Origin of the sequence: Aetokthonos hydrillicola CCALA 1050 (genome assembly GCF_017591665.1) — a bacterium.
GTDB classification, from domain to species: Bacteria; Cyanobacteriota; Cyanobacteriia; order Cyanobacteriales; family Nostocaceae; genus Aetokthonos; species Aetokthonos hydrillicola.
In genome coordinates this window covers 19,930-42,770 of record NZ_JAAKGC010000018.1, presented here as the reverse complement: position 1 = coordinate 42,770, position 22,841 = coordinate 19,930, and the positions used below count along the sequence as shown (strand labels likewise).

The following is a 22,841-nucleotide window of genomic DNA, read 5'->3' as shown; positions in this document are numbered from 1 at the left end:
TACGCATAACAATCACCCGCTTTTCTAAGCTTTATCGAATCTTGAACTTCTTGCAAAGAGAAAAATAACAAAGTTAAACACAAGTATCATGGAAATGTCAAGAATCTTATTGATAACAGGTGCCAGAAAAATCTTCTAAATTTTTAGACTGTAAATTTTGTCTATTGTCTTACTGAGTTTATAAAAAACTTGTGAGGAATTTGTGAAGTCTCACTGCATTACTTTTACATGAAGTTTTACAATCTGTCATAATTCACAGAAAGAATTTCTCTACACACCTTAAATAGTACTTCAGGAAAGGCGCTCACTGGCGATAATATAGAGAAGTTGCTCAGCAAAGTTTTGAAATAAAAATCTCAAGTGTAAAAGCAAAATTATGGAAATCAAATCAGTTGCAATAGATCTCCCTCAAGATACTAATATTATAATTGGTCAAACCCACTTCATTAAAACAGTTGAAGACTTGTACGAGATTATGGTGGGAACTTCTTCTCAAGTGAAATTTGGCATTGCTTTTTGTGAAGCATCTGGATCATGTTTGATCCGAGTTGCAGGTAATGACAAAAATCTTGAAGAAGCCGCAGTGAAAAATGCAGCTAATTTAGCATCAGGACACAGCTTTGTCATTTTGCTACAAAATGCTTATCCCATCAACTTTTTAAATGCGATCAAGCAATGTCCGGAAGTTTGTACTATTTATTGTGCTACAGCTAATCCAGTGCAGGTGATTGTTGCTGAAACAGAACAGGGACGAGGCATTCTAGGTGTGGTAGATGGATTTTCTCCAAAAGGTGTAGAAAGTGCTGATGATGTCAAGGTACGCAAGGATTTTCTACGTAACATTGGTTACAAATTATAATAACTCTTTGGTGACAATCCACTGTGTTACAGGTGCCATAGCTCGCCATCCCAAAAATTTTCCTACAGGCTCAGCACGTTGGATCGCAATCCGAGTTAAATGACCACCTTTGTGCTCGTGCCATTCAAATAACTTCTGCTCACCTTCTACTGTTACAACATTAGCAACTAATCGTCCGCCTGGGCGTAAAGCTTTCCAACACTCCTCTAAAACTCCATCTGCTGTGATTCCACCACCAATAAAGATCGCGTCCGGTGTGGGTAAGTCTTTAAGAGCAGTTGGTGCATTACCCTCTATAATTTGTAGGTTTGGAGTACCAAGGGCAGCAGCGTTATCGGCTATGTACTGTAGCCTTGATGAGTTTTGTTCAATTGCGATCGCGCGACATCTTGAATGCGATCGCATCCATTCTATAGAAATTGACCCACAACCCGCACCCACATCCCATAAAAGTTCACCTGGTATAGGCGCTAAAGCTGATAACGTGACTGCTCGTACCTCGCGCTTGGTTAGCTGTCCATCGTGGTGATAGGCGCTATCTACTAATCCTGGTAGTCTTGGTAAACAGATAGCTTGAGGATCAGCTTGACAATGAACTGCAATTGTGTTCAGGCTTGCAAGTTCTTTTTCACTCCAAGATGAAGCAGTACCTTCTACAATTCTTTCCTGAGTTCCACCCATGCGCTCTAGTACTATAATATGACTTTTGCCAAAACCACGTTGAGTTAACATTTCGGCTACAAGCACAGGTGTTGATTTTCCCTCACTCAAAATTAACAACCGTGCGCCATCATAAATATAAGATTGCAACAGAGAAGGTGGACGACCGTTTAAGCTTAAAGTTTCCACCTCAGTTAAAGACCACCCAAGTCTGGCACAAGCAAGGCTAAAAGCAGAAGGTGCTGGAATAATTGTCATTTCTGTGACTGGAACGAGTCGCGTTAAAGTCACGCCAATGCCATAGCACATTGGATCCCCACTTGCCAACACGCAGATTGATTGACCGTGACGATGGATGATTTCTTCTACCGAAGTGCTAATGGGGGATTTCCAAGCTAGTTTTTCACGCTTATCGTCTATGGGGAGCATTGATAAATGGCGATCGCCCCCAACAATAACTTCGGCTTGATCAACCAACGAACGTGCTACTGGACTTAACCCCAGTAAACCATCTTCACCTATACCTATAATAGATAGCCATTTGTGTTTCATATCAAAAAAGCGTAAACAAATCATTAGTTCGTAGTTGCGCTTTAGCGCAGTAAAGCACAACTACAAGCCCTTTAATTTATGTTACAAAATTTACATAATTTTATTTTTCCGCACCAACCTAATTAACCGTTACATTCCTGTTCTGTTATTGCACAGAAAGATTTAATATTTTACCTTGGGTTGATTCCAGAATGGAGTCTCGGATAAAGGAACTAGCATTAATAATCTCAATCCCAATTAATTCTCCTGCGTCATTCAGTTCAGCAGTAATATTTGGACTAATTTCTACACTGTTAGCTTCCGGTTCATCAGAAATAGGACTTACGCACTATACAAATCTAACATGATGTGTATTAACGGATAATGGTTGTTTCAGACCTGTAGGGGCGCAAGGCATTGCGCCCTTACAATGGACGGGAACACCTTCATTTGTGGAAAAATCTTTGGTTGAGGTGCTATTAATTCATACCCCATATCTGATGATTTCTGTCAATGCGTAAGTCCTAAGAAATAGTCAAGTGAAGAATGTCATCGCGTTTACCCCAGAGAGTTGAGGTGAAATGCAAAGTGATGAAGCGAGTTGAACAGCATCAAAAGCTCTTAGGGGGTAACGACTGACGAGTTGTCCTGCTATTTGTATAACCGATGGCAGTAATTCAACTTTTTGATACTGAGTATCGAAGTGGTAACGAAATGCTTGCAAAATTTGGTTAGCTTGATTACCAGAAAGGCTACCCTCTCGCTGGCGACGAGCCAATGCGCTAAGAACCTCAACCCACGCAATTCGGGCAACGATCAACAAATTACCAGCTTCTTGAGCAGTTAACGACTGAATCCAAGTGGTTCCTATTTCTGAAACATACCGTTTAAGCAAAGTACTTGTATCTAAAAAGATAGCTGTTACCACTCACCTCGATCCTCAATGATTGTTTCTGAAAGTGGTTGACCAGCAACGTGAATAGACTGTACCATTGCTGCGAAATCAGCATCAGAAATCGGTTCTGCATTGCTAGGAGTGGGAGGTGTAAGTAACCCAGACTCATACAGAGGCGCAAGCAACGCTAAGAGTTCAGTCATGGTTTGTTCAGGTAACACTTGCAGCCAAACCGTTTGGCGTTCAGACAAATGCACTGGGACTAGAGGACGTAAAACTCCGTTTTCGTAAATTGCCGGAATCGCCTTAGCCATCGAAATTAATTAACCTTTAATCTAAGGGTATTCTATACTAAAAATGGGAGCCTATTTTGGAATGACAACAACGCACCGCCACAAATTCAAGGTGCGTTACTACAGTCAATTTACATTTCTTCATGTACATTGAATTTTTCTTACCGACTTACTTATAACGATACAACCTGAACAATCTGAAAAACTGGTACTGGCTTACAAAGGATTTAGGGATGGCGTGAAATACCTCAATACCGCCAAATTTTTACCTTTGTTAATGTATGCCTGAAAATGGATCGCGCTCTTTATCAACTTCATTAGGTTGCAAATCTAATTCAGTGCGAAAAACCCGTCCCTCTTCTAAAAGGCATTCTGGAGTATTTGATTTGCATTCCCAATATGGAACTTCACCCACATGCAATCGGAGCATACCTCTTTCATCAAGACTCACACGATATTGGCAAGGGAATTCTGGAATCATATCCGGTTTGCTCAGTTCACCAATTCTAACCCATTTGTGGTCTTGTGTTTGGGTATCACGGATATAAAACGTGTGCTTACTGTTTCTTGGAAAATCGGGTAAAGGCTTACTAATTAAACCGTTTACTGGCGGTTGGTTGCTGTCGCTGCTATAGTGAAACTTTTTGAACTGAGTATTACCCTTGGTAGCCGCAAAGACTAAATGATAAGCAGTTGGCTGATCCACATTAACAGCAATATCCCCATGATTCAATTTTTCTAAAGAAAACAGTGCTTGTGTTTCTCTGCTTAAATTAATTGCTTCCATGATATTATCATTATTATCGTCAATTAAATAATGAGGTTCTTTTCGACAAATTAGAATGCTGATATTCAGCATTAAGTCAATTTCAAACTGAATTTGAATTATCGTTTCAAAAGCTTTTTCGCTCAGATCGGGTTGCCACTGCTGGAGTTCTTTGAACAGATTGTTACCATCGAAGCTACCCCAAAGTTGTAGTTGCCCATGCTCGTAGTCTTGACGGTAAATAATGTTGCTCGACTGGATTTCTAACCAATTATTACGAACCTTTGCTACCTGATCATTGGGAGAGATTTGATAAAGTTCTTGTCCAGCTTTAAATATCTCTAAGAAATCTTCACTAGTTTGGGTTTTACGTTTAAAGTTACAGGGCAGATAATAAGACAAGTTTTGAACATTAATCCGTAGCTGATTAGCTCCCTGACGTAGCAGTGATTTAGCTTTTTCCAGGCTGCTGAATTGCAATTGTCTCATCCTTTCGACGTAGCAAGCTCCTACTGAAGTAGCTAGCTTGGCAAATTCTGGTGCAAAGGCAATACGCTCTGGATTCCACACGAAGTGATCGGATTTGCTAAATTCTTGGTTGATTTCCCGCTGAACTATGTCAAGATTGCAAGTTCTGCTAGATAAAATCAACCAATCAACTTTTTCTTTTTTTGTGCTATCATTATCATCAGTATTATCCTCTCTACTCAAACGACTTTTCATTAGTCCTGACGCAATGCCGATTACTTCTGTAATCACTGAAAATGCCGCCCGGTCAAGTTGCTCGCTGTTAAGGGTGACGGAAAAGTTATTAAAGTTTTGTTCCTTTTGGATGTATTCAATTCCAGTTTGCCTGAGTAGTTCGGAAATTTGCTGCTCAGAGAGAGTGAAGGTTAAGGGAGAACTATTCTCTGGTAGTTTTTTTCCTAGTTTGAGTTTGGCGTCTTCAGCATGATCCCAGAGAGTATAAAAGGTTTGCAAGCGTTGCGGAGCATCTTTCCAACGGGTGGGTAACACTTGCTCTGCTGTATCTAGTGCATCTTTGTAAGCAGCAGATTCACGTTCTGGGTATTGTTTATCTATACATTTTAAAAGTGAGCCTTGCTTGTATTTATCTTTTTCGAGAAAGCGCTCGTTGAGATTAGGAATTAAATCCTTGAGTTTGTCACTTTGCAACTTACCTGTGGCGATCGCACTCAGCAAACAGTCAACTATTGCCACCTTCAGCAATCGAAACATTCGCAGAGTAATTAATTCTCCACCCAATTGTAAATGACCAGAAGAGCCCAGCAATTTAGGAGTTATTTCATAATATCTTCCCCCAAGACCTCGATCTTTACTATCCTTAAATGAGGGAGTTATATCTTCTAAAGTCAGTTTAATTAAAGCTAAGTCAGTTGTTCCCCCACCAATATCCAAAACGAGGACGTTTTGTGACCAATTGCCACCTTCTCGGCGACAACGGGTCTTGAAGTACTCCATATCGATATTGAGACCATCCCAAAACTCTCGCAAAAGGTAGAATATTACTATGGCAGTAGCTTCGTCAACAGTTTGCACATTCCTAATGCCAAGGGGTTCGACAAGCTGCTTTACCTGCTTGCGAACAAGTGGTGGTGCTATTGTTGGGTAAGTGACTACCGCCGTCTGGAACTCTCCTTCAGAAAATTTACGACTTGAATTTTTGCGGTACTCATCGGTTAGCTTAATTAAATGCCCCCAGGTAGCTTGGATCAACTCGTTGACTGTAATTTTTTTTTGTTGTCCATCTACAGTCACTAAGAATTCCCGTTCTTGACCAAAGTAGCGTTTGGGTGAATGATGAAACCTGCTAATAATTTCTTTTGAGGAATTACTTGTACTTTGAGATATCGCTTTGTTTTTGTTCCTCTTTGCTTTTTCACCCATCGTTACCTCTAAAGGATTCAGACTTATAATTTCCAACTCGCTAGGAATTTCTTGACTGCGCTTGTCCAGATCGAGAAGAACCGGAATCAGCTTTTGCGACTCTAGGGTAAATACGCGGAACACCTGATGATATATTTGGTAAAGCTTTTTGCTGACAGATCTACGAAACCGCTCACTTCTGCCTAAACACAGTTCGATTTGGCGAATAGCTTCTAAAGATCTCTGTTGGCTGTCACCTTGAAAAACTTCATGCAACTGACTTGATTCTATTCCCAAATTTTTGCTAATGTCACCAATAAACTTTTCCCACTCGCTAGGGTTGACATCTGGATCTGGTAAAGCAACACTTGCAGATGAACCCAACCATTCTGCTAAACTTTGAAGCAAATGCGTCTGTTGTTCTTTGGGCAAAAGTTCTGGAATTGGTTCTCCAATTGGATCAAACAGTGTCACAGTGGAATAAGATGTGCCTAGATCTATAGCTAACCAACCGGGATACGGTTTTTCGTTTAAATAAAGATAAAGATGGCACTTTCCCTCAATCTGCTTTAGTTGAGACAGCAGTGGGTTGCCAGCAGCGTCGGAATCAAAATACTTGACTACAACCTGCAAAGTACAATCGACTGGCTTTATCAAAGGTTGATTAAGCTTACAAGAACCTTGATTTAATCGCCATGGATAATTAAGGGGTTCTAGTTTTGCTGTTTCAAAGTCTTTGTAAGCTTTTTTAATCTCGGTTGCTAGTTCTTCTGGCGTTCCCTTTATAAAGTAGGTGACACCAGAAATGTAAGGTGTATTCCTCCCTTTGGCAGCAAGTTCAATTATTGGCAGTTCCAAAACAAGAGGGTTATTCTTTTTCGTTCGTAACTGTAATTGATCTATAACCCGAATTTCAACAGGCATTTCTATTGTTCTCAAAGATAGAGTTTAAGTTTTAATATCTGGAAATTATGAATTTGCGGTTGTCAATCACTAACTATTCTCCCTTTCCTCAACTAGAAGTTTCAGGAGCAGGAATTAAGGCAATTTTCGAGAGAACAGGCGATACAGAATCAGCTTCATGAATTTCTTGTTTTTCCCCAGCGATGTATCTTAGTAATTTTTCGTTTCTTAGCAAGAGATCTAATTCAGGAGCCAATGAATTTAATATATTTAAAATCGGCAAATCAACTTTCTTCTTGATTTGGCTTACATATTCGCTTAGATGTAGACTAAGGCTAGTAGTGAACTTATCTCGTAGACGCAGTATTTGAATTAGGTGCTTTCGATCAGAATTAGAACTATTTTGCCTACACTCTATATCCCAATCAAAAATTTGACCACTTTCGTGGTTTTCATCTTTAAGTGCTAGGGGAAATATTGTTTTTGTCTCAATAGAGTTCTCGTCTTTAAAAGTTTGTTCCGTAATATATGCTTGCCATTTTTCCGGGTTGTAAGCTCTATACACTACAGAAAATATCTCAGCTTCTTCTTCACCAATTTTGTTCTCTATTTCTGTTTCCATTGCTTCACTAAAAATTCCTTGAATGTATTGAATTTCTCTAGATAATTCATTTGAAAAATTGTTTAACAAGTTAATGATTGCTGATTGAATACAATCACGAGCAAAGTTTTGTAGCTGATTAACAGTCTGTTCAAATACATCATAAAAGTCATCGCTCCTTGTAGGGATGTTATCAATAGCCTTCCTTTTTCGAGCAAATGAATTGTCCTTATCTTCCTTTGTAGCTGGAAGTACGATTATGCCATTTTGTGCTTGTTTGAACAACAAATTCCACTGCTTCCAGTCAAGGATTCTATAAGTAACTTCATCTTTGATGACCTCGTTAATAGGAATTCCTCTTGCGTCTTTGAGCGTCTCTTTTGCTAAATTATTTTTGAAGCTATTGTAGGTGCTTTTCATTTTTCCAATAGAGGAGCGCAATTCACTCAAAGCTGGACTTTCTTCTAAAGATATACCTAAGTTTGATAATATCGTTTTCAGGTCATTTTGTTGTTTATGCAATTTCTTGGCAGCGCTAGTGGTCTCATCACATAATTGCTTCAGACTGTGAGCAGCTACGTGGTTAAATATCAACTCTTGTAGTTTACCAATACCGCCATCGTATGCAAAGTAACGAAGCTGTTGACCAAGAGAACTGTGTGGGTCTGTTGTTAAAAGACGCTCGCCTATGCTTTGCCACTTGTCACGCATCCGTTTAGACTGTTGTAGAGAAATATCATTTTGATCTCCCAATTTAGCTAAAAACTCTTGAGAGCCTACTTTCACTGAAGGGGAAACTTGTGCTAAATTTGCCAGACCTATCAATTGGTCTAACAAAACGATGCGATCTGGTTTGCTTGTAAATGCTGAGGCTTGGTCAATGATAGTTCTTAAAACAGGAAGTTCTTGGTAAATACTCTTTTCTGTTAAGGGATTGTTGGCAGAATTATCAATCAGTTGGTTGAGTTTTTGTTCTTCTATGGGAAGTTCATTAAATCGACCCACTCCCACTAGAATAAAATCTTTGAGGTTTTGTGTGGGTCTTTTTTGCCTAATCATGTTGACGATTTTATTGGCGTTATCACTTCCTGGTCTTTTCCCATTCAGTAAGATGAGAATCGTCTGCACTTTTTCTAATTCTTGTAGTGACACAAACGTATCTCTGACTCCCGAATCTGCTGCCCCCAATCCCGGAAAATCTAGGATAATAAACTTTGCTGCATCTTGTGTTGTTCCGAGATTCCAAATTTCTTTGGAGATTTTGACATAAATATTTACTCGCCGTATCAGTGAAAAGCTGTTTTGTAATAACTCTGGTGAAGGTTGATTTTTATTCACAGATAGCTTTGCAACTTCAGGTATATCTTCAAATTTGAGAGATTGTTTTACTGGTGATATACTGGTTAACTCTAAACCCTCACGAGCAGTAGTGTGAGTAATTGTGAGACTCTCACCACACAAAGAACCCCCATAGGAAACACAAGCACGAATAAAAATGACTAACTCTCGCAGCAGAGAAAGTAGATCTGTGTTTTGAGTCTGATTCCATGCTGACTCACACCATTTTTCGTAAAGATTGAGAGTTTCCTCATTCAATGTTGTTGAATTTACTTTAGGGAAAGGTGGAAGTTCTGATGCTTGTCCCCGTTTCCTTGCTTCGTCTAACATAAAGCCTACGCATTCTTTCACCTTTTCGTGAGAAAGATACTCTACAGTAAAGTTATCAAACTCTGTGGTTTTGAAGCCCTCTTGCTGAACTAAGTGGATGGCTGTGACGTTGCCTGTGGTAGGTAGTTCACTGAGTGGTAAAGCATCTGCGTAGCCAATGAGACTACCAACCAGCAAGGTTTTACCACTACTAAATTCTCCCATGATGGCGATTTTCACAGAGGAGGACGCAAGTTCCACGGTTTTATTGGCAGCGTCCTCAAGGTTTTTGAGACACTCTTGAAGTTCGCGGTTGTCTAAAACCTCATTTGGTGAGGATGAATTTTTAGGTAACGAGTTTATTTCTCGGAGTACAGCCTCGCCATACTCTTTGTATTTGTATAGGTTTGCTAGTGTAGAATATTCAAACTTAACTTCTTTTGGGAGTGGCTTTTGAAGCTGAAGAATACGTACGATTAATGATTCTTTTTGTGAAGGGCTTTCTATTTTTGACAATTTTTTGAATTCAGATATTGCCAAATTCTTATCATTAAGAACCGAATTAACCATTCCATGAGAGTAAATAAAAAGAGCCTTATAATCTTTTAAAGGTTCTTTTAAGCTTTCTATTAAAGATGTCAGTCGTAGTAGCTCATATTTGTCCTGCTTTTGTTCGTTGTACTCGCTGAGTTTTGAAGCAAGTTCACGGGCTACTCTACCTGGCGCTACAAAAGCTCTTGCTGTGACTTGTTGGGCTTCAGCAAAGCTGCGTTCATAGGGATCCTGACTTTTAAATGTTTGCTCTATGTAAGCTTGCAAAAAATACGACAATTCTTTTATGCGCTGCTGCCCAAATCTTGGAGATTCTTCTAATTTTTTCAGCAGTAAACTGCGTACTGCTCTATCCATCTCGTAAAGTTCATATCCAACCTCATCAACTAAAGTAGACAGTAACAAGTTTGCTACTGCTATCCAAGGAATCTCCAACGCTTTACCATGAACATCTTGCTGAAAGTTTGCCCAGATGCGATAAAGTAAATCCGGTGTGAGTGCTATGGGAAAAGCAGCATGATAAGCTAAAAACAGGATTTTGTCTCCAAAGCGCCCATGAAAAGACTCAATACGTCGTTGAGCAATTTCAGTACTCATATCGTCCGTCCTTCAAAATTTGTAGGGCGTCCTCTTAGTACACCGATCGCATCTAGAAGTCCTCGGCGACTAAATTCAAACATTGGAACAATTCTGTTGATCTGTTCTGCTGTTGTGTCTTTCCAAGACTCTTTCGGCATAGGGTTTAGCCAAGCTATATAACGTATCTTACCTTTCAATTTATCAAGAAAATTTTTAGTTAAGTCAATTCTTTTCTGGCTGTATCCTCCCCTAGCTGCACCTGCATCACTAAAAATTAAAACTGATGAACGTTCAGTGCGTAGTGGAAGAAGAAACTCTTCTATTGATTCGGCTTCTTGGCGGTAACGGTCACAATAGAGATATTGAACTGGACAATTTTGAAAATAGTAGATACCTGCTTCTTTTATGCGTCCTCCATGTAAAAGCGTTTCTGCTAGCTGACGGGATAGTAGATGAAATGGCACCATTGAACCATCTTGATCGAGTAATAAAAATAACTCAGCTTGATTCACACGGGGAGGTACTAGTACCAGATCTAGTAACATACCTTGGTACCCAATTTGCTTAACTGTAGCTTCTAAATCTAACTCTACTGGTAGTCCTTGACGCACTGGACGCCTTAGGTAACGCCAGCTTTGTTTCATCTGTCGCCCTGTGACTGGAAAGTATTCTCCTGTTAACATGAAGCTTTCCATTGATAAGAGATTAACTCCTACTTTCTCATCTTCAGTTTCAGTTTCAGTTTCAGTTTCAGTTTTTAATTTTGACCCCAAATCAAAGCTAGACCAAGTTAATTCAGGGCTATCAGTGCTGGAGTAAACATTGCTTGATTCCGTCTCGTTTCCATCCGGTCTTGCTTGGGCTAGCGAGTCATCTGCATTTGCGGTGGGCGAGATTGGTTGGTCAGGCTTGTTATTTCTCGGTTCTGGTGTTGCTTGTTTTAAAGGCGACGATACTTGCTCAGGTTTGTTATCTACAGATTCTGGTATTGCTGGAGATTTAGACTCACTAGGAGCAATGAGTGTTTGGGATTTTGTAATAGAAGATGATTGCTTATTTTCAACAGATGAAGTAGGACTTGGGGTTTCTAAAGTAGGTACTAGTTCTTCAAAGAGAAGGTCGTATGAACGCTGATCCTCAAATGACTTTACCCATATTGCTTGACATAAACGCTTGAGGGAAGGACGGTCAGTACCAAAACCTGCTTGCAAAGCTTTTTGTAGTAGTTTATATTCATCAATACCTATACGTAACCCAGCCTCACGCAACTTTATAAATAACTCAAGCAGTGGCAATTCTTCTGCTTGAGCTTCTTGAGTCTGCGAGGCAATTTTCTTACTCACGAATTGCCTTCCAATTTTATTAGCTTTGCGAAATTTTGGTAGTCCTCCCAGGATTTTAACAAGACACCAGGATGCAACTCTTGATCAAACAACCTTGATACTTCCTTATTCTTATTCTTATCCTTATCGATTTCATAGATGATAGCTTTAACCCAATCTAACAATTCACTAGTACTGACTTTTTTGCCAGATTTTCCGTTCTTTTTCTCCATTTCCTCGCGTAAGTGTGAGAATTTATTGACAATTTCTTCTAACAAATTGTTAGATTGCAATTTTTCTTGTTCATTTATTTTTTTTTCATGTTCGAGATGAGCATTAATAATTTCTTTTAACCTCTCTGGTTTAGGAAACTCCATGTAATGAAACAAACATCGTCGCAAAAATGCGTCTGACAAAGCTTTTTCATCATTACTAGTAATAAAAATAATAGGTGGATACTTAGCAGTAATTTTTTCTCCAGTTTCTTCTATCTCAAATTTAAATTTATCAAGTTCTATTAATAGATCATTAGGAAAGTCAATATCAGCCTTATCGATTTCGTCAATTAGCAGTACTGTCCGCTTCTGTTTATTGTTGATGGCTTCTCCTAACGAACCGTATTTTACATAATCACTGGGATTTTCAAACTTTTTTATAGTATTGTCCCTCTCAGGTTTTGATAAGCGATTTGCACTAAGTAATTGAGCATCTCGCAAGCGTCCCACTGCATCATAAGTATACAGACCATCTTTCGCCCGACTAGTGGATTTTATATTCCACTCTTTGTAATCCAGATTGAGTTCATAAGCCACAGCGCGAGCTAATTTTGTTTTTCCACATCCAGGCTCTCCTTTTAGGAGAAGGGGTCGTTGTAGATGGATAGCTAGGTTAACCACTTTTACTAGTTCAGGACTGGGTATATAAGGATACAAGAATTGTCCATCGTCATCCTTATCACCAGGTTTTGGGTTAACTGTACCTGTGTATGTGTATATTAGTTGTTGTTCAGCCATAGACCCTCCAAATGATACCAGTCATACCCCCATTCTTTGCATATATATTGTAGTACTGACAGAGGTACACCACCGTGACATTCTTTCGCTAGAATCTCGTCAACGTTTTTGTCATTGTCAATTCTATCTCTCAATTTTTTTGGTAAATCATCGATTTTATGGTTCACCCATTCCTTCAAAATGTTACAAGATATTTTTTGAATTTTTGGTAATTTTAGTATTAAATGAGGCTCATAGTTATTTTCATAAAAATTATCATGGGGAATATTCCATTGCTCTACACTGCCTTCTAAATCAACTACAAACAGCAATAGCTTATGCTGATGTGAACAACTATAAGAATTACATACTTTTTTAGTTAGTGGTTTCCATATTTGTTCAATGAGCTTTTTTATCTCGTCTTGCAGGTGTTTATTTACTTCCTTAATAATGATAATTACACTTTCATATTTCAAATTATTACACATAGCTTCGATAATTTTCTCTGCTTTCTGCTCCCCTTTTATCATATCTTTATCTTTAATCCCATATTTTTCACCTAGTTTGTGCCAAACGCGCTCAATAATATTAGAAGTATTATAAGAATAAGTCTTTATATTTATATCAATCGGAATTTTATTCACTTGTTGATATTGAGTAATTAACAGTACTAACCTGTTTAATAGCCATTCTTGTCCATAACCTTGTTCGCCATGAATTATGCAAACTCCTACTGAATACTCGTCTACAAATTTTCGAAATGATTTTACTTGTTCCCAAAAATCTAGATTAAGTAAGTGCTTGTATACTTCTCGTGCATCTGCATCTAATTTAGATTTGTTATGGTTATTTTCTCGCTGAATCAATAAATCAGGAAAAATCTGAATTATTTTTTCCAATTCCTTGATTTCAGTAAAATTAGTATTTTTTAATTTCTGATAAAAATCAGAGAAAAACTCTGAAAGCCTATCTAACTGTTCTAATTTGAAAAGCTCATCAAATATTTTTTCAAGAGTCTCAGGAAATGAATGTTTTGAATGTTCGTTATCAGAAGTTTTCGAATTTTTTTTAGAACAACAGATCAAAGAATAAGATTGTTGCATTTGTGAAAGATATTGTGGCTCGTAAGACTTAAGTATATGCTTTAAGGTAATAGCAGTATAAGCAAATTTTAGTGTTTGATTTCCAGGAACATACTCATGCGCTTTGCTCATCAGGTCTTGAACATATTCTTTATTATTTGCGTCATTAACTAAATCCAAGGCTATCATATTTAAAGTAGTATTAGGACGTTTTATTTCATTAATATTTTTGTCCAGTTCATAGGTTACAAATTCTTCAAATTTATATTCATTTCCTAATGCCTTACACAAACCTTCTACGAGTAATTTCTTTTCAGTACCATTTAGTTCAAATTTTCCCATATACAAGCGGTTAATAATTATCAGTTAATAATACTTTTGTAACTAAGATTTCTATAGCAATCCTATTTGAGTTGTAAATTGTCCAATGTTTCACTCTTAAAAGTTGGAGCGGCTTGGCGCTTGATTGTCCAGTTTTGTCCAGGAAAAATGTAGCGGTACAGATTGACCAAATGCGGTAAACTTCAATCCTTTGGTTTTACTGCAATACCAAGTACCATTCTTGAAATTGCCTACCTTGAATTGGATAGTTTGGCTTGTTGCTATACAAGACTTGAATTTAGCTTCACCTCCATCTTTTTTGGCTCTATTAAATGCGTCGTATGCTTCAAAGCAAGCCTCTTGATGAATTGTTGATTTTCCCTACTTTAATGAGCGGTATATGACTCTCCCCGGAAACACTTCCTTGTCGATGCGAGCATATACTCGTAGACACGCCTGTACCTCTCCTGGAATACCCCCAACTTTCAATGGTAAATCATAATCCGAAGATAATTTGTGTATGTCAGCATAAACTCCTGATAATTCTTGAATTCGCACATCATGACCTTTATCCTTTACTTTTTTAACTTTCTCAATAAGTATGCGTCGTGTTCGTTTCTGTAATTCGCTCGACGAAGAGTCAGAATCAGCAGGTGGGACAAACACAAGAGAATGTATTGCTTCATCTACGTTTATCCAAGCCTTTAAAACCGTTACTGGCTCTCCACATTCTTCAGCTTTTAGTGTACGTAGAAAGCGTTCTTTGAGAGTTTCAATATACTTATGGCGCTGTTCTGGATTTGAATCCAAAGGCATAGTATCAAATTTATATACAGTTTCTAAAGCATGGTGCAAATCTGGTTCTATATTAATAGAAGATATACAAATAGATACTAAGCTTGCTAGCAATTTCAGATCCTCAGACAAACGCGCATATTCATTTTCTTGTAAAATTTGCGAATCTAAGGGTACATTGTTAGATAAGGATAAGCCCTTGGCCTGGATAGTTCCTTTAAGTCCGGGGTAAATATCTTGATTATCTGTGAAGTGAAGTTGTAGAATATTTGATTCATCTATTTCAGCTTCAGCTTCTTTAGCTAGTTCCGAAGCACGTTCTCTCCAAGATTTAGCCATTTCCTTTGGAAGTCGTAATAGTTTATGTTGAATTTCGTTCCATAACTCTGGATCTGTCTGACTACGAAGTTGGAAATCACCCAAATATTTAATCAGGTCTTTGTCAGAATTAAAAGCATCCCGGAGATGGCTTAATTTTAACTCGTTAGTGAATGTAGAATCAGGCAAACTACTAGGAGGTGATGTGATTGATTGTGTATCTTCCAAAAAAGAATCTTCTTTTGCGCTTACCACTATATTCTGGCTTTGGTTAGTGGCGCTATCAAAAGAAGATAGTTGTAAAAGGCTTTCGAGTTCTTGCAGCACCTCACAGCATATCTCGGCTCCTGGGTCTTGTGATAATATTGCTGGAGCTTCCTTTAAAAAAGCCTCTATTTCCTGGAATCTAGACCGTAAAAACCAAGCGATCGCAGAATCTTTTTTTGCCAAAAGCTTGTGTAGGTGCTGCATAAATATCGTCTCCAGTTTTACCTTTTTTAATGTATTGTTAATGTATGCCTGAAAACGGGTCGCGCTCTTTATCAACTTCATTAGGTTGCAAATCTAATTCAGTGCGAAAAACCTGTCCCTCTTCTAAAAGGCATTCTGGAGTATTTGATTCCCAATATGGAACTTCACCAACGTGCAATCGGAGCAGGCTTTTTTCATCGAGACTCACACGATATTGGCAAGGGAAATCTGGAGTCATACCGGGTTTGCTCAGTTCACCAATTCTCAGCCATTTTTGCTCCTGTGTTTGCGGATCACGGACATAAAACGTATGCTTACCGCTTTCTGGAAAATCAGGTAAAGGTTTACTAATTAAACCGTTTACTGGCGGCTGCTTGCTGTCGCTGCTATAGTGAAACTTTTTCTTTTTGAACTCAGTATTATCCTTGGCAACTTCATTATCCTTGGGAACTTCAAAGACCGGATGATATGCATTTTGCTGATTCGCAGCGTTTGACTCTAACACATTAACAGCAATATCCTGATGATTCAATTTTTCGGAAGAAAATAATGTTGATATATCTGTACTTGTATGATTTGCTGTTATTGCTTTTGTCAAATCAATGACATTATCATTATTATCGTCAATTAAATAATGAGGTTCTTTTCGACAAATTAGAATACTGATATTCAGCATTGAGTCAATTTCAAACTGAATTCGAATTATCTCTTCAAACGCTTTTTCGTTCAGTTCTGGTTGCGATTTTTTGAGTTCTTCCCATAAATTGTTACCATCGAAGCTACCCCAAAGTTGTAATTGCCCACCCTCGTAGTCTTGACGGTAAATAATGTTGCTCAACTGGATTCCTAACCAATCATTACGAACCTTTGCTACTGTGTCACTGGGAGAGATTTGATAAAGTTCTTGTCCAGCTTTAAATATCTCTAAGAAATCTTCACTAGTTTGGGTTTTACGTTTAAAGTTACATGGCAGATAATAAAACAAGTTTTGAACATTAATCCGCAGCTGATTAGCTCCCTTACGTAGCAATGGTTTCGCTTCTTCCGGACTGAATTTCAATTGTCTCATCTTTTCAGCGTAACAAGCTCCCGCAGAAGTAGCTAGCTTGGTAAATTCTGGTGCAAAGGTAATACGCTCTGGATTCCACACGAAGTGATCGGATTTGCTAAATTCTTGGTTGATTTCCCGTTGAACTATGTCGAGATTGCAAGTTTTGCCAGATAAAATCAACCAATCAACTTTTTCTTTTTTTGTGTCATCATTATCTTCAGTATTATCCTCTCTAGTTAAACGACTTTTCATCAGTCCTGACGCAATGCCAATTGCTTCTGTAATCACTGAAAATGCCGCCCGTTCAAGTTGCTCGCTTTTGAGGATCACGGAAAAGTTATTAAAGTTTTGTTCGTTTTGGATGTATTCAATTCCAGTTTGCCTGAGTAGTTCGGAAATGTCCTGCTCAGAGAGAGTAAAGGTTAAGGGAGAACTATCATCTGGCCGTTTTTTTCCTAGTTGAAGTTTGGCAGCCTCAGCATAATCCCAGAGAGTATAAAAGGTTTGCAAGCGGTGCGGAGCATCTTTCCAACGGGTGGGTAACACTTGCTCTGCTGTATCTAGTGCATCTTTGTAAGCAGCAGATTCACGTTCTGGGTATTGTTTATCTATACATTTTAAAAGTGAGCCTTGCTTGTATTTATCTTTTTCGAGAAAGCGCTCGTTGAGATTAGGAATTAAATCCTTGAGTTTGTCACTTTGCAACTTACTTGTGGCGATCGCACTCAGCAAACAGTCAACTATTGCCACCTTCAGCAATCGAAACATTCGCAGAGTAATTAATTCTCCACCCAATTGTAAATGACCAGAAGAGCCCAGCAATTTAGGAGTTATTTCATAATATCTTCCCCCAAGACCTCGATCTTTACTATCCTTAAATGAGGGAGTTATATCTTCTAAAGTCAGTTTAATTAAAGCTAAGTCAGTTGTTCCCCCACCAATATCCAAAACGAGGACGTTTTGTGACCAATTGTGATCTTCTCGACGACAACGAGTTTTAAAGGATTCGATACCGATATTTAAATAGCCACCAAATTCTCTCCAGAGAAAAAACATGACCACAGCTACAGCTTCGTCGTAGGCGGTTTGCACATTCCTAATGCCAAAGTCTCTGACAAGCTGCTTCACCTGCTTGCGAACAAGTGGTGGTGCGACTGTTGGGTAAGTGACTACCGCCATTTGAAACTCCCCTTGAGAAAATTTACGACTTGGATGTTTGCGGTAGTTGTCGGTTAACTCGATCAGATGCCCCCAAGCAGCTTGAAGCAAATCTTTGACTTTAATGTTTTGTTTTTCTTGTTGTCCATCTACAGTCACTGAAAAGTCTAGTTCTTGACCAAAGTAGCGTTTGGGTGAATGATGAAACCTGCTAATAATTTCTTTTGAGGAATTGCTTGTACTTTGAGATATCGCTTTGTCTCTGTTCCTCTTTGCTTCTGTACCCATCCTTACCTTTAAAGGATTCAGATTTATAATTTCCAACTCGCTAGGAATTTCGACACTGCGCTTGTCCAGATCGAGAAGAACCGGAATCAGATTTTGGGATTCTAGGGTTGGTACGCGGAACACTTCGTGATATATTTTGGAAAGCTTTTTGCTGACAGATCTACGAAACTGCTCATTCCTGCCTAAACATAGTTCGATTTGGCAAATAGCTTCTAAACATCGCTGTTGGCTCTCACCTTGAAAAACTTCATGCAACTGACTAGATTCTATTCTCAAATTTTTGCTAATCTCACCAATAAACTTTTCCCACTCGCTAGGGTTGACATCTGGTAAAGCAACAGTTGCAGATGAACCCAACCATGCTGCTAGGCGACTGAGCAACCGCGTCTGTTGTTCTTTGGGCAGAAGTTCTGCAATTAGTACTTCAATTGGATCAAACAGTGTCACAGTGGAATTAGATGTGCCAAAATCTATAGCTAACCAACCAGGAAATGGTTTTTGCTTTCCATTGCCATTGTTTGGCTTTAATTCCTCAGAATTCATTCCATTGATATTTTTTTGCTTTAATTCCTCAGAATTCATTGTATTTTCCTTGAGTGATGTTGATTGAGATGAGGGTGGGTTTAATTGAGATTTTTGTGCTGATACTTGCTGCAACAAGACGGGTACTTCGTTTAATTCAGCTTTGAGTGCTAATATTTGCTGTGTTAATTCGGATACTATCGCCTCCCAGGTTAAATAAAGATCGCACTTTCCCTCCTGCTTTAGTTCAGACAGCAGCGGATTGCCAGCAGCGTCGGAATCAAAATACTTGACTACAACCTGCAAAGTACAATCGACTGGTTTTATCAAAGGTTGATTAAGCTTACAAAAACCTTCATTTAATCGCCATGGATCATTAAGGGGTTTTAGTTCTGCTGCTTCAAAGTCTCTGTAAGCTTTTTTAATCTCGGTTGCTAGTTCTTCTGGCGTTCCCTTCATAAAGTAGGTGACACAAGAAATGTAAGGTGTATTCTTCCCTTTGGCAGCAAGTTCAATTATTGGCAGTTCCAAAACAAGAGGGTTATTCTTTTTCGTTCGTAACTGGTATTGAGCTTTAACCCGAATTTCAACAGGCATTTCTATTTTTCTTAGAGGCAGAGTTCAAGTTTTAATATCTGGACTGAATTTTTGGTTGTCAATCACTAACTATTATCCCTTTCCTAAACTAGAAGTTTCAGGAGGAGAAATTAAGGCAATTTTCGAGAGAACAGGCGAGACAGAATCAGTTTCATTAATTTCTGGTTTTTCACCGGCAATGTATCTTAGTAATTTTTCGTTTCTTAGCAAGAGATCTAATTCACGAGTCAATCGATTTAATGAATCTAAAATTGTCAAATCAGCTTTCTTATTGATTTGGCTTACATACTCGATTATGTGTAGGCTTATGCTAGCAGCTATCTCATCCCGTAGCCGTTGCACTAGAAGAACTTGATTAGAGGTTTGAGTATTAATTTTTTTGTATTCTAGTGCCCAATCAAAAATTTGACCGCTTTCGTGTTTTTCGTCCTTACATGCTAGGGGAAATATTGTTTTTGTTTCAATAGACTTCTCTTCTTTAAAAGTTTGTTTTTTGATAAATGTTTGCCATTTTTCCGGATTGTAAGTTCTAGACACTACTGAAAATATTCCAGATTCTTCTTGACCAATTTTCTCCTCTATTTCTGTCTTCCTTTCTTCAATAAGAATTCCCTGAAGGTATTGAATTTGTTTAGATAATTTCTTCGATAAATTATTTAATAAATTGACAATTGATTCTTCAATACAATCACGAGCAAATTTTTGTAGCTGATTAACAGTCTGTTCAAATACATTATAAAAGTCGTCGCTCTTTATTGGGATGTTATCAATAGCCTTCATTTCTCGAGCAAATGGATTGTCTTCCTCTGTAGCTGGAAGTGGAAGTACGATTATGCCATTTTGCGCTTGCCCGAACAGCAAATTCCACTGCTTCCAATTGAGGATTCTATAAGTGACTTCATCTTTGATGACATCGTTAATAGCAACTCCTCTTGCGTCTTTGAGCGGCTCTTTTCCTAAATCATTTTTGAAGCTATTGTAGGTGCTTTTCATTTCCCCAATAGAGGAGCGCAATTCACTCAAAGCTGGACTTTCTTCTAAAGATATACCTAAGTTTGATAATATCGGTTTCAGGTCATTTTGTTGTTTATGCAATTTCTTGGCAGCGCTAGTGGTCTCATCACATAATTGCTTCAGACTGTGAGCAGCTACGTGGTTAAATATCAACTCTTGTAGTTTACCAATACCGCCATCGGATGCAAAGTAACGAAGCTGTTGACCAAGAGAACTCTGTGGGTCTGTTGTTAAAAGACGATCACATATGCTTTGCCACTTGTCACGCATCCGTTTAGACTGTTGTAGAGAACTATCATTTTGATCTCCCAATTTAGCTAAAAACTCTTGAGAGCCTACTTTCACTGAAGTGGAAACTTGTGCTAAATTTGCCAGACCTATCAATTGGTCTAACAAAACGATGCGATCTGGTTTGCTTGTAAATTCTGAGGCTTCGTCAATGATAGTTTTTAAAACAGGAAGTTCTTGGTAAATACTCTTTTCTGTTAAGGGATTGTTGGCAGAATTATCAATCAGTTGGTTGAGTTTTTGTTCTTCTATGGGAAGTTCATTAAATCGACCCACTCCCACTAGAATAAAATCGTTGAGGTTTTGTTTGGGTCTTTTTTGCCTAATCATGTTGACGATTTTATTGGCGCGATCGCCTCCTACAGTTGTGCCATTCAATAAGATGAGAATCGTCTGCACTTTTTCTAATTCTTGCAGTGACACAAACGTATCTCTGACTCCCGATTTTGCTGCCCCCAATCCCGGAAAATCTAGGATAATAAACTTTGCTGCATCTTGTGTTGTTCCGAGATTCCAAATTTCTTTGGAGATTTTGACATAAATATTTACTCGCCGTATCAGTGAAAAGCTGTTTTGTAATAACTCTGGTGAAGGTTGATTTTTATTCACAGATAGCTTTGCTACTGGAGGTATATCTTCAAATTTGAGTGGTGATATATTGGTTAACTTTAAACCCTCACGAGCAGTAGTGTGAGTAATTGTGAGACTCTCACCGCACAAAGAAGCCCCATAGGAAGCACAAGCACGAATAAAAATAACTAACTCTTGCAGTAGGTAACGTAGCTCTGGGTTTTGAGTCTGATTCCATGCTGACTCACACCATTTTTCATAAAAATTGAGAGTCTCCTCATTCAATGTTGTTGAATTTACTTCAGAGAAAGGTGGAAGTTCTGATGCTTGCGCCCGTTTCCTTGCTTCGTTTAACATAAAGTCTACGCATTCTTTCACCTCTTCGTGAGAAAGATACTCTACAGTAAAGTTATCAAACTCTGTGGTTTTGAAGCCCTCTTGTTGAACTAAGTGGATGGCTGTGACGTTTCCTGTAGTGGGTAGTTCATCGTGTGGTAAAGCATCTGCGTAGCCAATGAGACTACCAACCAGCAAGGTTTTACCACTACTAAATTCTCCCATGATGGCTATTTTCACAGAGGAGGACGCAAGTTCCACAGTTTGATTGGCAGCATCCTTAAGGTTTTTGAGACACTCTTGAAGTTCGCGGTTGTCTAAAACCTCATTTGGTGAGGACTGGTTTTGAGTTAACAAGTTTATTTCTCGGAGTACAGCCTCGCCATACTCTTTGTATCGTTCCAGTTTTTTTAACATTATTTGGGATTCGGGATTTTCTGGCACTTCTATGTTTCTTCTTGGTGCCAAGCTTTGCTTTTCATCCTCATTGCTTTGCTCTTCGGATCTAAGAGGCTCTGATTTCGCTTGCTCAGTTATATTTTTTTTCGTTTCTAAGCTTGTTTGAGATGGGGAATTACTTGAAACTGCCCTTTCCGGCTTTGTACCATGTTCTGGAGTAACTTGTAAAGGTTGTGGCGTTTGGATCTCTTTAAGCCTTTGAGCTATTTGTGTGTCTAAACTTGTCAGTATTTTCTCCGTAATTTCCTTTAGCCTTACTTCCAGTTCTTGTGAATTCAACTGTTGATCTTTTTCCTGAATTGGTTCTGAAAGTCCGATCTCATTATCCTCAACTTTTAAGTTAGGAGTCCCTTTTGACAGTGTTTTAATCTCATTCAACACCTTCTGAATGAGCTCTTCCATCACCTTCTGAATGAGATCTTCAATCTTTCCATTATTACCTTTAATATCATTTTTAATAAGCTCATTAATATCATTTTTAATAAGCTCATCTCGTTTGTCTAATATTTCTTTAATTTTCTCTATGATTTCTTCATCTTTGATTTGTACTCTCGGTGTGGTATCGTCCGGTGTAGGAGCTAGCAATTGTTCTCGTAACTTGTTTCCCAAAATCGGGACTATTTCTTTTAGTACGATTGGTGCTAGTTGCAGCGCGAGTTTTGCCAATACGTCTAACATCCAACGAATCTCCTATTACGTTTAGTCACAAATTTTTTGCTAAGCACAGGGGAAGCAACAACTTCCCGCCGAATAAACATTGCCTGTAAGTAGCATTCGAACCACGATATACGCGAAACCTAAGCTACTTCTACTTTTATGTAGGTTCAAGTCCAAATCGGGTTATACACTTTTATGAAGTCAATATAAGGTTTGTGTTGTAAAAATTGTTAAAACTTCCTGACAAAAAATTGGGTGTTGGGTGTGGGTTCCCTACACCCTCTGGCGATAGTCTAGGTTGACTGGCTAGCTTGGAAAATTGTACCTTCAAGGATTCAAGTGCTTGATGGATGGTTTTGAGTTTGTAGGCGTTTTTTAGCTTACTGTCCACTCTAGTAAAATCAATTATGCGCATTATGAGGTGCTA

At 38.5% G+C, this 22,841-nt stretch carries 13 protein-coding genes; 1 reads left to right on the top strand and 12 read right to left on the bottom strand.

All coding sequences use genetic code 11. The features are described 5' to 3' along the window. The first annotated feature begins 376 nt into the window (after nt 1-376). Nucleotides 377-859 carry an adenosine-specific kinase gene (locus G4P69_RS11720; protein WP_208344160.1) on the top strand — a complete coding sequence of 161 codons (483 nt, stop codon included), beginning with the start codon at nt 377-379 and terminating at the stop codon, nt 857-859. On the opposite strand, the gene cbiE is transcribed toward G4P69_RS11720, so the two are convergent. The 12 genes from cbiE to G4P69_RS11660 form a co-directional block, all read right to left on the bottom strand. Further along, a complete protein-coding gene (gene cbiE, locus G4P69_RS11715) occupies nt 854-2,071 on the bottom strand; it encodes a precorrin-6y C5,15-methyltransferase (decarboxylating) subunit CbiE (RefSeq protein ID WP_208344159.1) in 1,218 nt (405 codons plus the stop codon). The two genes, G4P69_RS11720 and cbiE, sit on opposite strands and share 6 nt — an antisense overlap. Nucleotides 2,072-2,216: 145 nt before the next feature. After that, nucleotides 2,217-2,387, bottom strand: a complete 171-nt coding sequence (locus G4P69_RS11710; RefSeq protein WP_208344171.1) for a DUF2283 domain-containing protein — start codon at nt 2,385-2,387, stop codon at nt 2,217-2,219. Between the two features lie 198 nt (nt 2,388-2,585). After that, a complete protein-coding gene (locus G4P69_RS11705) occupies nt 2,586-2,978 on the bottom strand; it encodes a type II toxin-antitoxin system VapC family toxin (RefSeq protein WP_208344158.1) in 393 nt (130 codons plus the stop codon). Beyond that, a complete protein-coding gene (locus G4P69_RS11700; RefSeq protein ID WP_208344157.1) occupies nt 2,972-3,259 on the bottom strand; it encodes an antitoxin family protein in 288 nt (95 codons plus the stop codon). The genes G4P69_RS11705 and G4P69_RS11700 overlap by 7 nt, the downstream gene beginning before the upstream one ends. Before the next feature lie 253 nt (nt 3,260-3,512). After that, complete coding sequence (locus G4P69_RS11695; RefSeq protein WP_208349922.1) at nt 3,513-6,815, bottom strand: Hsp70 family protein; 3,303 nt, start codon at nt 6,813-6,815, stop codon at nt 3,513-3,515. Between the two features lie 88 nt (nt 6,816-6,903). Continuing rightward, on the bottom strand, nt 6,904-10,191 hold the full coding sequence (locus G4P69_RS11690; RefSeq protein WP_208349917.1) for a P-loop NTPase family protein: 3,288 nt from the start codon (nt 10,189-10,191) through the stop codon (nt 6,904-6,906). Then, nucleotides 10,188-11,516 (bottom strand): hypothetical protein, encoded by a 1,329-nt coding sequence (locus G4P69_RS11685; protein WP_208344972.1) that lies wholly within the window; start codon nt 11,514-11,516, stop codon nt 10,188-10,190. The genes G4P69_RS11690 and G4P69_RS11685 overlap by 4 nt, the downstream gene beginning before the upstream one ends. Next, nucleotides 11,513-12,508, bottom strand: coding sequence for an AAA family ATPase (locus G4P69_RS11680; protein WP_208344973.1), 996 nt, complete (start codon nt 12,506-12,508; stop codon nt 11,513-11,515). The genes G4P69_RS11685 and G4P69_RS11680 overlap by 4 nt, the downstream gene beginning before the upstream one ends. Next, nucleotides 12,490-13,911 (bottom strand): effector-associated domain EAD1-containing protein, encoded by a 1,422-nt coding sequence (locus G4P69_RS11675; RefSeq protein WP_208344974.1) that lies wholly within the window; start codon nt 13,909-13,911, stop codon nt 12,490-12,492. Before G4P69_RS11675 ends, G4P69_RS11680 begins: the two co-directional genes overlap by 19 nt. Before the next feature lie 360 nt (nt 13,912-14,271). Beyond that, a complete protein-coding gene (locus G4P69_RS11670) occupies nt 14,272-15,474 on the bottom strand; it encodes a hypothetical protein (RefSeq protein WP_208344975.1) in 1,203 nt (400 codons plus the stop codon). Between the two features lie 37 nt (nt 15,475-15,511). Next, nucleotides 15,512-19,090, bottom strand: coding sequence for an acetate and sugar kinases/Hsc70/actin family protein (locus tag G4P69_RS11665; protein WP_208349911.1), 3,579 nt, complete (start codon nt 19,088-19,090; stop codon nt 15,512-15,514). Nucleotides 19,091-19,162: 72 nt separating this feature from the next. Beyond that, entirely contained in the window at nt 19,163-22,435 is a 3,273-nt protein-coding gene (locus tag G4P69_RS11660) for a dynamin family protein (protein ID WP_208349905.1), read from the bottom strand. Between the last annotated feature and the right edge of the window lie 406 nt (nt 22,436-22,841).

Bases quoted from the DNA above. Each gene is read 5' to 3' on its own strand.
- G4P69_RS11695 (WP_208349922.1), bottom strand. From the start codon at position 6,815: ATGCCTGTTGAAATTCGGGTTATAGATCAATTACAGTTACGAACGAAA.
- G4P69_RS11665 (WP_208349911.1), bottom strand. From the start codon at position 19,090: ATGCCTGTTGAAATTCGGGTTAAAGCTCAATACCAGTTACGAACGAAA.
- G4P69_RS11700 (WP_208344157.1), bottom strand. From the start codon at position 3,259: ATGGCTAAGGCGATTCCGGCAATTTACGAAAACGGAGTTTTACGTCCT.
- G4P69_RS11720 (WP_208344160.1), top strand. From the start codon at position 377: ATGGAAATCAAATCAGTTGCAATAGATCTCCCTCAAGATACTAATATT.
- G4P69_RS11660 (WP_208349905.1), bottom strand. From the start codon at position 22,435: ATGTTAGACGTATTGGCAAAACTCGCGCTGCAACTAGCACCAATCGTA.
- G4P69_RS11675 (WP_208344974.1), bottom strand. From the start codon at position 13,911: ATGGGAAAATTTGAACTAAATGGTACTGAAAAGAAATTACTCGTAGAA.
- G4P69_RS11670 (WP_208344975.1), bottom strand. From the start codon at position 15,474: ATGCAGCACCTACACAAGCTTTTGGCAAAAAAAGATTCTGCGATCGCT.
- G4P69_RS11680 (WP_208344973.1), bottom strand. From the start codon at position 12,508: ATGGCTGAACAACAACTAATATACACATACACAGGTACAGTTAACCCA.
- cbiE (WP_208344159.1), bottom strand. From the start codon at position 2,071: ATGAAACACAAATGGCTATCTATTATAGGTATAGGTGAAGATGGTTTA.
- G4P69_RS11690 (WP_208349917.1), bottom strand. From the start codon at position 10,191: ATGAGTACTGAAATTGCTCAACGACGTATTGAGTCTTTTCATGGGCGC.